Source organism: Asanoa sp. NPDC049573, assembly GCF_040676615.1.
Taxonomy (GTDB): domain Bacteria; phylum Actinomycetota; class Actinomycetes; order Mycobacteriales; family Micromonosporaceae; genus Asanoa.
Window position 1 is genome coordinate 12,574 of the sequence record NZ_JBFAPI010000031.1, and the last position, 13,013, is coordinate 25,586.

The following is a 13,013-nucleotide window of genomic DNA, read 5'->3' on the forward strand; positions in this document are numbered from 1 at the left end:
GGCGCGCGATCAACTCACGACGAGGCGGCGGGCCCGCAACACGCGGGCCCACCACGGCCGCGGGCCCGCCGACCGCAGCGGCGGCGCGGCGACACCCTTGAAGCTGACCCATCCGCCCGGACCCATCGTCACGGCGCCCACGCTCGGCGCCCGGCGCCGAGCTACGGCGTACGCCGTCCCGGCGACCGCCAAGGCCGCGACACCTGCAGCGGCGGACAGCACGTGCCCCAGGTCGACCACGGGCCGAAAACTGACCCTCCCGCCGGAGCAGACGTACGCGCCGATCACACGCCCGCCGCGGTATAGGGGCACGAGGGAGACCTCGGCCTCCTCGAAGGTGATCACGACCGGCTCGCTTCCGGATCTTGTTACAGGTGACCCTGTAGCGGCGGGATGCCTCAGAACGGTCATTGCGTGCTCCTCCGGTGGGTTCGTCCCCATGCTCCCCGCGACTCCCACCCGCGGGGCAGGGTCATCAGTCCCGATCCGGTAGGGCCTTCCCGGCCAGGACGGGACGTCCGGCCCTGAACGCCCGCGTCCTGGCCGACCGACGCTTGGGACGAGAACTCGTGGAAGGGAGGCCGCAGTGCGCGCCAACACCGTTGTTGTCGGGGCCGGAGGCGAAACCGGGTCGTACGCGATGTCCTGGGCCGGCGAGCACGCCGCCGCGACTGGCGCTGATCTTGTGCTCTGCTACGCCTGCTCGGCCGACTGGCCACTAACGTCCGGCGATAACCTGGCGAGGCTGCTGGAGCTCTACGATCCCACCGTCGGGCGCGCTGTCGCCGGGCTCCGGACCCGCCTGGGTGGTCACCGGGTGAGCGTTCGCTTGGCGCCCGGACGCCCGGCCGACCTCATCCTGGCGACCGCCCGCACCGCAGACCTGGTCACTGTGGGCCCACCCCGACCAGGGTCGGCTGGGCGCCGGGAAACCGCTCATCGGGTGGCTGCCAACGCAACGGTCCCGGTGGTTGTGGTCCGCCACGATGGCACCACCGGACCCGGACCGTTCGCGGGGCATGTCGTGATCGGCGTCGACGGGTCGGGGGCGAGCAGGGTGGCCCTGGAGTGCGGTTTCCAGGAGGCGGCCCTGCATCACCGGCCGGTCGCCGCTGTCCATGTCACTACGGCGCGGCGTGAGGACTACTGGTTCGACGACACCGTGCTGTCCGCGCAGTTCACCGCCGAGCCCGCCGGCCTGGACCTGCTGGCTGCCGAGACGGAGCCCTGGCACTACCGCCACCCCGACGTGCCGGTCAAACGCGCCGTGTTCGCCGGGCGGCCCGCCGAGGGACTCCTGCGGGCCGCAGCCGGGTCGGCGCTGCTGTGCGTCGGTGACCGCGGCCGGTCGTGGCCGGTGCGGACCCTGCTCGGCAGCGTCAGCGACCGGGCCGTCGACAGTGCCGACGCCCCGGTCGCGGTCGTCCGCAAGGCGTGATCACCGCCGGGCGGCGATCAGCGTGGTCAGGTCGACCAGGCGGTTGGTGTAGCCCCATTCGTTGTCGTACCAGCCGAACACCTTCACGAAAGTGCCCGCGGCCTGGGTCAGCCGTGCGTCGAAGACGCACGATGCCGGATCACCGACGATGTCTCTGGACACCAACGCGCTGTCGACATAGGACAGAACGCCGGCCAGGCCGCCGGCCGCGGCCGCGGCGAACGCGTCGTTGACCCGCTGGGCTGTCGCCGGCGTGGCGAGCTGGCAGGCCAGGTCGACCAGCGAACCGTCCTCGACCGGGACACGCAGCGCGACGCCGTCGAGACGTCCCGCGACCTCCGGGATGACCAGGCCGATCGCTTTGGCGGCACCGGTGCTGGTCGGAACGATGTTGACGGCCGCGGACCGCGCCCGCCGCAGGTCCTTGTGCGGTGTGTCGATCAGGGCTTGGTCGTTGGTGTACGCGTGGACCGTTGTCAGGAATCCGCGCTCAACGCCGAACGCCTCGTGCAAAACCTTGACCATCGGTGCCAGGCAGTTGGTCGTACAGGACGCCGCGGAGATGACCTCGTGGCGGACCGGGTCGTACTCGCCGTCGTTGACGCCCGGCACCAGGGTGGCGTCGACGCCTTTGCCGGGAGCCGAGATCAGCACCCGGCGGGCACCGGACTTGAGGTGCCGGCCGGCATCCTCGCGGGTGCGCAGCTTGCCCGTCGACTCGATCACCAGGTCGACGCCGAGATCCTGCCAGGGCAGGTCGGCGGGGTCGCGCTCGCGGAACGCGGGTATGCGGTGGTCGCCGATCGTGATCGCATCGGAGTCGTGCTGCACCTGGAACGGTGCCTTGCCGTACGTCGAGTCGTACCTGATCAGATGAGCGAGAGTGTCGGTGTCCCACAGGTCGTTGACGCCGACCACGCTTACTTCGGTGTCGAAGAGCTTGCGCTCGACGAGCGCGCGCAGGTAGGCCCGCCCGATCCGCCCCAGCCCATTGACGGCAACGTGCAGCATGATTTTCCTCCTTGGTCGTCCATCCCAGCCTCTGCCTGGGCCGATCCCGGCGGGCAGAGGCAAAGGTCCCAGTGCGCGGGTGACCGGGGTCCCGTGCAGGTGTGGTCCACCGGCACTGCTGTGGAGCCGGACATGGAGGTGGAATCGATGTGGGTCCAGACAGGGCCCCCAGACGATGCGAAAGGACGTGGCAGACCATGACCGCGATGGCAGAGCGGCACACCGCGCGGACGACCGCTCCGGCGGTCACGCACGAGGCGGCCGGGACGACCGCGCAGAAGGCGGCGCGCTACGTGTGGGCAGGCCTGCGCCTGGCCTTCGCGTTCACCTTCCTGTGGGCCTTCCTTGACAAGGTCTTCGGATTCGGCTTCGCCACCCCGAGCGAGCGCTCCTGGATCAACGGCGGCAACCCGACCAAGGGATTCCTCAGCGGATCGGAAGGCCCGTTCGCGAGCTTCTACCACAACCTGGCCGGCACCGGCTTCGCCAACTGGGCGTTCATGATTGCCCTGCTCGGCGTCGGCCTGGCCTTCGCCCTGGGCATCGGCATGCGCGTCGCCGCCGTCTCGGGCGCCGTGCTCTACGTGTTGATGTGGTCCGTCGCCCTCCCGCCGGAAACCAACCCCTTCCTCGACGAGCACCTGCTCGGTGCGGCCACCATGGTCGGCTTGGCGCTCGTCGGCGCGGGCCGGACCCTGGGGTTCGGCGGCTACTGGGAGAAGCTGCCCATCGTGCAGCGACTGCCCTGGCTCAAGTGAAGTAACGCACCACCTCGCAGACCCGGGGCACCGCCGTTGGGCGGTGCCCCGTCTCCGCTCCGGCCCATCTCACAGCGACGTGAGGAAGGTGTCCCATGGCCAGCATCCGACTCGACCACGTGACCAAGGTCTATCCGGGCGGTGCCGTGGCCCTCGACGGTGTCGACCTGACCGTCCGCGACGGCGAGCTGCTCGTCCTCGTCGGGCCCTCAGGCTGTGGCAAGTCGACGGTCCTGCGGATCATCGCCGGCATCGAGGACGCCAGCGGCGGATCGGTGGAGGTCGACGGGGCCGTCCTCGACGGCCTGCCGCCGAAGATGCGTGACGTGGCGATGGTCTTCCAGAACTACGCGCTCTACCCGCACATGACCGTCGGTGAGAACGTCGACTTCGCGCTGCGGCTGCGGCACGTGCCCGCGGCCGAGCGCAGCTCCCGGGTAGACGAGATCGCCGGCCTGCTCGAGATCGTCGAGCTGTTGCAGCGAAAGCCAAAGGCGCTGTCCGGCGGACAGCGTCAACGCGTTGCCATGGGCCGGGCTCTGGTGCGTAATCCCCGGATCCTGCTGATGGACGAGCCATTGTCCAATCTGGATGCCAAGCTGCGGGTTACGATGCGAGCCGAGCTGCGGCGACTGCACGAGCGGTTCCGCACGACCACCGTCTACGTGACCCACGACCAGGTCGAGGCGATGACGTTGGGCGACCGGATCGCCGTTCTCCACGAGGGTCGAATCCAGCAGATCGGGCCACCGCACGAGCTCTACCACCGTCCCGCCAACCTGTTCGTGGCGCGCTTCATCGGCTCGCCCGCGATGAACGTCGCGCCCGCCCGGCTGGTGGGCGAACCTGCTTCCCTGGTGCTCGGGGACGGCGCGCGATGGCCGGTCCCGGCCGACTGGTCCGTCGACCAGGCCGCCGGTCGCGACGTGTGCCTTGGCCTGCGACCCGACGCCCTTACCTGGCCGGCACCCGCGGGATGGCCGCGGTTGGCCGTCACCGTGGCGGCCAGCGAATTTCTCGGCAGCGTCCAACACGTTCTGTTCAGGGCGCCCGGGTCGGACCTGTCCGACGATCCCGCCGCGTTCTGGACCGCCAGGGTGTCCGCGGCTCGCGACGCCGCACCCGGCACTGAGCTGACGTTCGGCGTGGACGTCAGCCAGCTGCACCTGTTCGATGGCGCTTCCGGAACGGCGCTGCTCCCGGCGCGCGACTCGACCGCGACTGCGACTGCGACCGCGGAGAAGGTGGCGGCGTGACGTGGGTCAGACGACCGGGTCGGCGGGTCGGCGGAGCGGACCGTCGAACGTGACCGCCTGCCCGGCCCCCACCATGCATAGGCGTCCTCGGCAGCCGACCCTTCGCTCAGGGTTCGGAGGTGAACGTCCACACTCATCCGCTCGCCGGAATCACAGCGGGTCTTCGTCCAGCACCTCGGCCAGGTCGCGATGAGCGGCAGGCGGAGGCGGAACCGGCTGGCCCTGCGGTCCGGTCCGCAAGACGAGTTGGGGTTGCGCCCGGTCCGCCAGCAGAGAGGCGATCAACTGTCGGGTGGCGGGGACTTCTACGACGTCGCTGAGCACCGACATCGCCAGGCCCCGCGCCGTGGCCGTGAGCCATACGGCGCTGGTGCCTTCACCGGCGCGTAGCCGGTCACCGGCAGTGTCGCGTGGCGTCGCAAGCACCAGGTAGTCGGCGAAGCGGTCGTCGCCGAAACCTGGGAACAACCCTGTTTCGCCGCCGGCGGCGAAGTCGCGCACCGCGACCGGTCGCGGTGTCGGCGCCACGAGGCTTTCGAACGAGACGCCGCCGCCGTGCGGCCGCCGCACCGTCCAGGCGACCAGTTCGCGCCGGTAGGCGGGGTCGCCCTGTTCGGCATGTTGCGCCTCGTCGACGGCCGCGCCGAGATGTGGGCGTTCGGCGTCGCCGATCCGGAACAGCGCACATTCCTCCCGGACAGCCGCGGCTTCCAGGGCGGCGATCTCGTTGTCGCTTGCGCGGTTGTCCGCGACGATCGGCCGCCGGTCGCTGTGACGGTGGCGGATGGCCTGAGCCATCTCGACGTCCAGCGACGACACGGGCGCCGACCCGGTCACGGTCACAATGGCGAGCAGAGGGCCGGGTGCAGCTGCGGGCTGCCGGTCGACGGCTAGCGAGTAACCGCGGGCGGCCAGCGTCACCCCGGCGTGGTGCAGAGCGGCGCCACAGCTGATCAACGTCATCGCGCCGGTGCGATCGATGGCGTTCAGAGTGCGGTCGGGGTCGCGGCTCAGCTCCAGGCTCGCGCCGTGCAACCGCCATCGCCATGGCTGTGTGTTCAAGATGGACGGGGCGTACATTGACGCGGATGCCGCTGCCCGCAAGGCTTTGCGGACCTCGGACAGCTCCCCGAACGGCTCTCCATCGGCCATGACAACAGCCTACGGTGCGCGCTGCCGGCTGTTCTGCCGCGCGTTGATCCCATTGGCACCGGCAGAACCGGCTGCCCCATCGTCCCCTCCTCCGAGGGGGGGTCAGGCGCACGTGCCGGCGCAGTTCCGCTACCGCCGCGGCGCTGCCCGTCCCGAACCCGTGGCGGGTGATGCTCAGCTTGCCCGCCGATGCTCCCGTGCGCACGGCGGTGTGCACGTCGCCACCCTCGGCGAGCACCGTGGCGATCGCGGCGGTCATCGAGTCGGTGCGAAGACCGTCACGCTGCCGCTCACCTGTGTGATCCTTCGTGGGTCCACACCACCGGGCAGGTCGCGTGATGCAGGAGCTGCAGACCCACCGAGCCCAGCATCGCGCCGGTGACCGCGCCGTGGCCGCGACTGCCGATAACGACGAGCCGCGCATTGCTGGAGCGTTCGACGAGCGCGCCGGCCGCGCCACCGTGCGCAATGGCTGCTCTCACGTCGACGGCGGGATGCTTCTCCCGCCACGGCTCCAGTTCGCCGGCAAGCTCCGCCTGGGCGGTCTGATCCAGCACGTCGAGCGAGTATGTGAGCGCCTGATAGCCAAAGCCGAACGGTAGTGTCGGCGGATAGTAGGCGCGCACCGCGAGCAGGGGTGCGCGGCGTTCGGCAGCGAGTTGGAAGGCCACTTCCACCGCACCGCGCGCCTGGTCCGAGCCGTCGCTGCCGACGACGACCGGCCCGGTTTCGCGTGCGTCTCGGATAACGGCAACCGAGCATGGTGCACGGCAAGCGACCTCCTGGCTCACCGAGCCCAGCAGCAGGCTCGCGAAGCCGCCGTGGCCGCGGCTGCCCACGACGAGCATGCCGGCGCCCTCACCGGCGCTCAACAACGCCGGAAGAGCCAAGCCGACCACTCGTTGGGTGCGGATTTCAAGGTTCTCGTCCACCTGGCGGGCGGCGCGGACCGCTGATTCGAGGATCGCCTCGGCCTGGTCGTCAGCGAGCTTGTAGAGGCCGGGCTCGCCGCCGAAGCGCAGCCCAGGCCATTCGGTGTCGTGCGCGAGAAGAACCCGCAGTGGGGCGCCACGGAGTGCGGCTTCCTCGGCCGCCCACCTGACAGCGATCGTGGCGCACGCCGACCCCTCGGTGCCGACAACGATTTCGCGTGTGTCCACGGTGTTGCCTCTTCCCCAACGGCAGGGCCTCAACCCGCAGCGGACTGCGCCACCTCACGGACGATCGCGACCGGGCAGTGTGAGTGGTGGATGAGCTCCTGGCCGACCGATCCCAGGAAGGTTCCGCTGATGCTGCCGCGTCCGCGTGATCCCACCACGACCAGCCGGGCGTGGTCGCTGGCGGCGACCAGTTGTGCGGCGGCGCTGCCGGTGTGCACGTGCGTTGACGTCGGTACCTGTGGATATTTCTGTCGCCAGTCCGCGACCATGTCGTCGAGGTCGCCGTGAATGGTGCGAGCGATGTTTCGCGAGATGGTCAACAGGCTCAGACCCTGCGGCACGAAGCGGGTCGACGGCGGCGTCCAGGTTTGGATGACCCGCAATGTCGTCTGGTAGGTCGCGGCCCTCTCGAACGCGAACTCGAGCGCGACAAGGGAGCACGGTGAGCCGTCGACGCCGACGACGACATCTCCGGTGGCTTCGGCCGTCCCGGCCCGGACCACGACGACCGGGCAGTGTGCGTGGGCGGAAACGGACACCGCGGTCGAGCCAATCAGTAACTCGGCGAAACCACCGGTGCCGCGCCCGCCGACCACGATCAGGGCCGCGTCGGCGGAGAGGTCCCGCAGACAGACCTGGGCCGGCCCGTCCAGGATCCGAGCGGTGACGTCGACGCCCGGATGTGTCGTTTCGGCGTCCTCGACGGCACTGGCGAGCATCGCCGAGATGTCGGCTCGCGCCTCGGTGTCCGACCAGCCACCCGCGCCGGACGCGAGCCACATCGGGTCGACGTACCAGTCGAACGCGTGCGCCAGTAGGACCGGCGTCGACGTCCGGTCGCCTTCGTCGAGCGCCCAGCGCAGGGCGGCGCGGGCATCGGGTGAAGCGTCGTACCCGACGAGGATCGGTCGGATGTCCATGACGGCCTCCTCTGGCTCCTCGCTGTGCACTTCTAGCCAATCTCGACGCGGTCGGGCTGGACAGGGCCATCCGGCCCAGCGTTCGGGTGTCGCTCGGCCCTGCCGTGCTCACCCGTGGCGGCGTTGGATAGGTAACCGAGCTTGCTGAGGTCTCCCCGCCGAAAGGACGTGATCATGCTTCGCATCGGAAGTTCCATCGCTGTCGCGCTCGCGGAGGCGGCCAACGCGGCCGGCTACGCGCCGTCGATCCACAACACCCAACCGTGGCACTGGCGGGTGCTGCCGGACCGCTTGCAATTGTTCGCTGACCGGAGCCGGCAACTCGCCGCCACCGACCCGGACGGGAAGCTGTTGACCCTCAGCTGCGGTGGCGCGCTCCAGCACGCCCGGCTGGCGCTGCTGGCCGAGGGCTGGGCCGCGCAGGTCCGCTATCTGCCGGATCCGGCCGACCCGGATCTGCTCGCCGAGCTTGTCGAACTCGAGCGGGTCGAAGCCACCCCGGAAGCGATGCGGATGGTGCAGGCGATGCGCACGCGGCACACCGACCGCCGTCCGGTCTCCGATGAGCGAATCCCGGCAGCGGTCAGCGCCGCCATGGTCGGTGCCGCCGGCGACCTCGCGCGGATCCACCTGTTGACCGGCGACCAGGTCATCGAACTGGCCGCCGCGGCCCACCACGCCGGCGAGATCGAGGCCGACGATCCGATGATCCGCGCGGAGCTGGCGTACTGGACCAGCAAGTCCGCACCCGCCGGGACCGGCCTGCCCCAGGATGTGCTGCCGGCACGCCAACCGGAGACCATGGTTCCCGCTCGGGACTTCGGGACGCCGGGCACGCTTCCGATCGGCCCGGGACACGATGACCACGCCCGGTACGCGCTGTTGTACGGCGACGACGACGAGCCGACCGCCTGGCTGCGCGCGGGAGCCGCACTCACGCAGGTGTGGCTCACGGCGGTGCACGCGGGCGTTTCGCTCGTCCCGCTGAGCGGTGCCGTCGAGGTGACGACCACCCGGCAGACCCTGCGCGGCATCATCGCCGGGCTGGGCTATCCGTACCTGGTCATGCGGTGGGGGATCCTCGATCCGGCACATGCCGGCCCGCCGCACACGCCGCGGATGCGGACCAGCCAGACGGTGGATCTCGCCGCGGTCACTCGCGAAGGCTGAACCGCCGAAGACTCCGGCGACCGTGCCGCCTGAGTCGCTGCACACCGCCGTTGTCGCGCCGGCCGAAGGTCCCGCTGCGCGGCCCGTGCGCCGCAGGCATGACCGCGGATCCGTGGGAAAGGTGCGAAGGGAGGCAGCGACGCCGGAAGTCGAGGGGGGCGAACACGATGTCGGGGACTGATGAGGCCGTTGTGGTGGGTGTGGACGGTTCGGCGTCGGCGACCCGAGCGGTGCGGTTCGCCGCTCGGGAGGCGGCGTCGCGGCACCGACCGCTACTGGTGACACACGCGTTCACGTGGGCGCTGGTCCCGACGGTTCTCGGGCCGGGCCTGGCCAGTCCGGGTGACGTCGGCCTGCGCACCGCCGCGCAGCGGTTGGTCTCCGACGCCGTCGAGGTCGCGGAGAAGGCCGCGCCGGGTCTCGTGGTCAGCGGGGAAGTCCGCGACGGCGCGCCGGCGACGGTCCTGCTTCACCACGCCAGGCAGGCTCACATGATCGTGATCGGCGACCGAGGCCTCGGTGGCTTCACCGGGCTGATCCTCGGCTCCGTCGCTGTCCAGGTATCGGCTTACGCTCCCGAATGTCCGGTGCTGGTCGTCAAGGGCGATGCGGACCGGGCTGGTCCGGTCGTCGTCGGCGTCGACGGTTCCCCGATCTCCGAGCGGGCGATCGCGTTCGCGTTCGAGGAGGCCGCGATCCGCCGGGCAGCTCTGGTCGCGGTGCTGGCCTGGCGTTACCCGGAACCCATCGGACCCGCCGGTGACATGCTGCCGGAAATCTACGACCAGGACGACCTGCTCCGCGAAGAGGCGCGCGTCCTCGAATCCGCGGTGGCGCCGTGGTGCGCCCGCTATCCGGCGGTACGCGTGACCCGCCGTCTGTACCCGGGTCGTCCGTCCAAGGTCCTCGTCGAGGAGTCGCACGCGGCCCAGCTGACGGTGGTCGGAGGCCGCGGCCGTGGCGGATTCAAGGGGCTGCTGCTGGGTTCGGTCAGCCATGCCGTGCTCCACCACGCGCAGTCCCCGGTCGCAATCGTCCACAAGTGAGCTCTGGGGGTCGAAGGTCCCGATCGGCCCGGGCCCGGCGACCCTGACACGCCATCGCACACGAACAGAGGATGGATGGCATGAAGGTACTGGTGACCGCGGCATCGAAACACGGCTCGACGTTTGAGATCGCGATGGCTCTGGGCGACGAAATTCGATCGCGCGGCCACGACACGACCGTCCGCCAACTTCCCGGCGGTGACGTCGACGGATACGACGCGGTCGTCCTGGGCAGCGCAGTCTACGTCGGACGATGGATGAAAGAGGCCACCGACTTCGTCCGCAGGCACGCCCCGGCGCTGCGGCAGCGCCGGGTGTGGCTGTTCTCCAGCGGACCGGTCGGCGATCTGCCCCGTCCCGAGGAGCCCGCGGTCGACGTGTCCGAGGTTCTGCGGTCGACAGCCGCGGCGGGCCACGCGGTCTTCGCCGGCCGACTCGACCGCGACGTGCTCACGTTCGGCGAGAAGGCCATCGTCCTGGCGCTGCACGCGCCGCAGGGCGACTTCCGCGACTGGACGGCGATCCGCGAATGGGCCGCGTTCGTGGCCACCGACCTGCGCTCGTCGAGCGCTGTGCCCCACTAGTCCGCCCGCCAGCACGCCCGAAGGAGCATCATGGACACCGTCGCCGACCTGGAGAAGCCCCTGACCACCGACGAGGTCGCCCAGCTCGACGCCTATTGGCGCGCGGCCAACTACCTGACCGTCGGACAGATCTACCTGCTGGACAACCCGCTGCTACGGGAGCCGCTGCGAGCCGAGCACATCAAGCCGCGCCTGCTCGGCCACTGGGGCACCAGCCCGGGCCTCAACCTGGTCTACGCGCACCTGAACCGGGTGATCAACCAGCGTGACCGGAGCCTGATCTACGTGACCGGGCCGGGCCACGGCGGGCCGGCGATCGTCGCCAACACCTGGCTGGAAGGCACCTACAGCGAGCTGTACCCGTCGGTGAGCCGCGACGAGGTCGGCATGAAGCGGCTGTTCCGGCAGTTCTCGTTCCCGGGTGGTATCCCGAGCCACGTCGCGGCCGAGGTCCCCGGATCAATCCACGAGGGTGGTGAGCTCGGCTATTCGCTGATGCACGCGTACGGCGCGGCGTTCGACAACCCGGACCTCGTCGTCGCGTGCGTGGTCGGCGACGGTGAGGCGGAGACCGGGCCACTCGCCGCGAGCTGGCCCTCCAACGTTTTCCTCAACCCGGCGCGCGACGGGGCGGTGCTGCCGATCCTGCACCTCAACGGTTACAAGATCGCAAATCCGACGGTGCTCGCCCGGATCCCCGACGAGGACCTGCAGAACCTCATGCGGGGGTACGGCTACCAGCCTTACGAAGTGGCCGGCGACGATCCGGCCCAGGTCCACCACCTGCTGGCCGCGACCCTCGACAAGGCCTTCGACGACATCGCCCGGATCCAGCGCCAGGCCCGACAGGGCGATGCCGACCCGCGACCGCACTGGCCGATGATCATCCTTCGTACGCCGAAGGGTTGGACCGGCCCGAAAGTTGTCGACGGGTTGCCGGTCGAGGGAACGTTCCGGGCCCACCAGGTCCCGCTGTCCAACGTTCGCGAGAACCCGCAGCACCTGGCGATGCTCGAGACCTGGCTGCGGTCCTATCGGCCGGAGGAGCTGTTCGACGCCACCGGCGCTCCGGTGTCGGACGTGGCCGTCGTGTCGCCCCGCGGCGAACACCGGATGAGTGCGAGCCCGCGCACCAACGGCGGCGCGGTGCTGCGCGACCTGGTGCTGCCCGACTTCCGCGACTATGCCGTCGCGGTGACCCGGCCCGGGTCACCGGCCAGCGAGGCGACCCGGGTGCTGGGCTCCTTCGTCCGGGACGTCATCGCCGCGAACCCCGACCGGTTCCGGCTGTTCGGCCCCGATGAGGTCGCCTCCAACCGGCTCGGCGCCGCGTTCGAGGTGACCGACCGGGCCTTCGACTCGGAGATCGTCGATGGCGACGACCACCTTTCACCGGACGGGCGGGTCATGGAGGTCCTCTCCGAGCATCTGTGCCAGGGCTGGCTGGAGGGCTACCTGCTGACCGGCCGGCACGGCATCTTCACCAGCTACGAGGCGTTCATCCACGTGGTCGACTCGATGGTCAACCAGCACGCGAAATGGCTGAAGGTGACCCGCGGCATCCCGTGGCGGCGGCCGATCGCCTCGCTCAACTATCTGTTGTCCAGCCATGTCTGGCGCCAGGACCACAACGGCTTCAGCCACCAGGATCCCGGCTTCATCGACCACGTCGTCAACAAGAAGGCCGAGATCGTACGGGTCTACCTGCCGCCGGACGCCAACACGCTGCTGTCCACGATGGACCACTGCCTGCGCAGCCGGCACTACATCAACGTCGTGGTCGCGGCCAAGCAGCCCGCACCGACCTGGCTGTCGATGGACGAGGCCGTGCTGCACAGCCGGCGCGGGCTGGGCATCTGGGAGTGGGCGAGCTCGGGCGGGGACGCGGAACCCGACGTGGTGCTGGCCTGCGCCGGCGACGTGCCCACCCTGGAGACGCTCGCGGCGGCCGACCTGCTGCGCGCTCACCTGCCGGACCTGAAGGTCCGTGTGGTCAACGTCGTCGACCTCATGCGTCTGCAACCGGAAAATGAGCACCCGCACGGGTTGCCGGACGCCCAGTTCGACGCGATCTTCACCACCGACAAGCCGGTGATCTTCGCATTCCACGGCTACCCGACGCTGATCCACCGGCTGACCTACCGCCGCACGAACCACCACAACCTGCATGTCCGCGGCTACAAGGAAGAGGGGACCACCACCACGCCGTTCGACATGGTCATGCTCAACGACCTCGACCGCTTCCACCTGGTCATCGACGTCATCGACCGGGTGCCCGGCCTCAGTGCCCGGGCCGCCCAGCTCCGCCAGGACATGGTCGACGCGCGGCAACGGTGCCGCGACTACACCCGCGAGCATGGGGAGGACGACCCCGCCATCAGTGGCTGGCAGTGGAGTCCGGAGGCGCCCATCAATCCATGACGCTGCCGCCGCCCTCGCGGTGCCTTGGCCGACTGGCTAGGCTCCTTCATGAGTCGGTTGAAGGAGTGCCCGATGCCCGAACCATCCGGCGCGGAAC

General features: G+C 70.0%; 12 protein-coding genes and 1 pseudogene. 8 read left to right on the forward strand and 5 right to left on the reverse strand.

The annotated features are described in order from the left end of the window. Positions 1-9: 9 nt before the first annotated feature. A complete protein-coding gene (locus AB0J74_RS36545) occupies positions 10-345 on the reverse strand; it encodes a hypothetical protein (RefSeq protein ID WP_363457097.1) in 336 nt (111 codons plus the stop codon). Between the two features lie 241 nt (positions 346-586). Between AB0J74_RS36545 and AB0J74_RS36550 the strand changes: the two are divergent. Together AB0J74_RS36550 and AB0J74_RS36555 are read left to right on the forward strand one after the other, a co-directional pair. Further along, positions 587-970, forward strand: a pseudogene (locus tag AB0J74_RS36550) (universal stress protein); the annotation flags it as partial. Positions 971-1,024: 54 nt separating this feature from the next. Then, the gene (locus tag AB0J74_RS36555) at positions 1,025-1,438 is read left to right on the forward strand and encodes a universal stress protein (RefSeq protein ID WP_363457183.1); all 414 of its coding nucleotides are present in this window, start codon (positions 1,025-1,027) and stop codon (positions 1,436-1,438) included. Here AB0J74_RS36555 and gap read toward each other — a convergent pair whose 3' ends face one another. Continuing rightward, positions 1,439-2,452 (reverse strand): type I glyceraldehyde-3-phosphate dehydrogenase, encoded by a 1,014-nt coding sequence (gene gap / locus AB0J74_RS36560; RefSeq protein ID WP_363457186.1) that lies wholly within the window; start codon positions 2,450-2,452, stop codon positions 1,439-1,441. 194 nt (positions 2,453-2,646) lie between these two features. Here gap and AB0J74_RS36565 point away from each other — a divergent pair, with 194 nt between their 5' ends. Next, entirely contained in the window at positions 2,647-3,207 is a 561-nt protein-coding gene (locus tag AB0J74_RS36565; protein ID WP_363457100.1) for a hypothetical protein, read from the forward strand. Between the two features lie 95 nt (positions 3,208-3,302). Continuing rightward, positions 3,303-4,463 (forward strand): sn-glycerol-3-phosphate ABC transporter ATP-binding protein UgpC, encoded by a 1,161-nt coding sequence (gene ugpC, locus AB0J74_RS36570; RefSeq protein WP_363457103.1) that lies wholly within the window; start codon positions 3,303-3,305, stop codon positions 4,461-4,463. 150 nt (positions 4,464-4,613) lie between these two features. On the opposite strand, the gene AB0J74_RS36575 is transcribed toward ugpC, so the two are convergent. The 3 genes from AB0J74_RS36575 to AB0J74_RS36585 all read right to left on the reverse strand — a co-directional run bounded on the left by AB0J74_RS36575 (position 4,614) and on the right by AB0J74_RS36585 (position 7,695). Beyond that, positions 4,614-5,615, reverse strand: a complete 1,002-nt coding sequence (locus AB0J74_RS36575; RefSeq protein ID WP_363457106.1) for a nitroreductase — start codon at positions 5,613-5,615, stop codon at positions 4,614-4,616. 290 nt (positions 5,616-5,905) lie between these two features. After that, complete coding sequence (locus AB0J74_RS36580) at positions 5,906-6,775, reverse strand: universal stress protein (protein WP_363457108.1); 870 nt, start codon at positions 6,773-6,775, stop codon at positions 5,906-5,908. A 29-nt stretch (positions 6,776-6,804) separates the two neighbouring features. Beyond that, positions 6,805-7,695, reverse strand: coding sequence for a universal stress protein (locus tag AB0J74_RS36585; RefSeq protein WP_363457110.1), 891 nt, complete (start codon positions 7,693-7,695; stop codon positions 6,805-6,807). Between the two features lie 174 nt (positions 7,696-7,869). Between AB0J74_RS36585 and AB0J74_RS36590 the strand changes: the two genes are divergently transcribed. The 4 genes from AB0J74_RS36590 (at position 7,870) to AB0J74_RS36605 (ending at position 12,916) form a co-directional block, all read left to right on the forward strand. Then, positions 7,870-8,865, forward strand: a complete 996-nt coding sequence (locus AB0J74_RS36590) for a nitroreductase (RefSeq protein ID WP_363457113.1) — start codon at positions 7,870-7,872, stop codon at positions 8,863-8,865. Between the two features lie 167 nt (positions 8,866-9,032). Next, positions 9,033-9,911 carry a universal stress protein gene (locus AB0J74_RS36595; RefSeq protein ID WP_363457116.1) on the forward strand — a complete coding sequence of 293 codons (879 nt, stop codon included), beginning with the start codon at positions 9,033-9,035 and terminating at the stop codon, positions 9,909-9,911. An 80-nt stretch (positions 9,912-9,991) separates the two neighbouring features. Then, complete coding sequence (locus tag AB0J74_RS36600) at positions 9,992-10,495, forward strand: flavodoxin domain-containing protein (RefSeq protein WP_363457119.1); 504 nt, start codon at positions 9,992-9,994, stop codon at positions 10,493-10,495. 30 nt (positions 10,496-10,525) lie between these two features. Beyond that, the gene (locus AB0J74_RS36605; protein WP_363457122.1) at positions 10,526-12,916 is read left to right on the forward strand and encodes a phosphoketolase family protein; all 2,391 of its coding nucleotides are present in this window, start codon (positions 10,526-10,528) and stop codon (positions 12,914-12,916) included. The last annotated feature ends 97 nt before the right edge of the window (positions 12,917-13,013 follow it).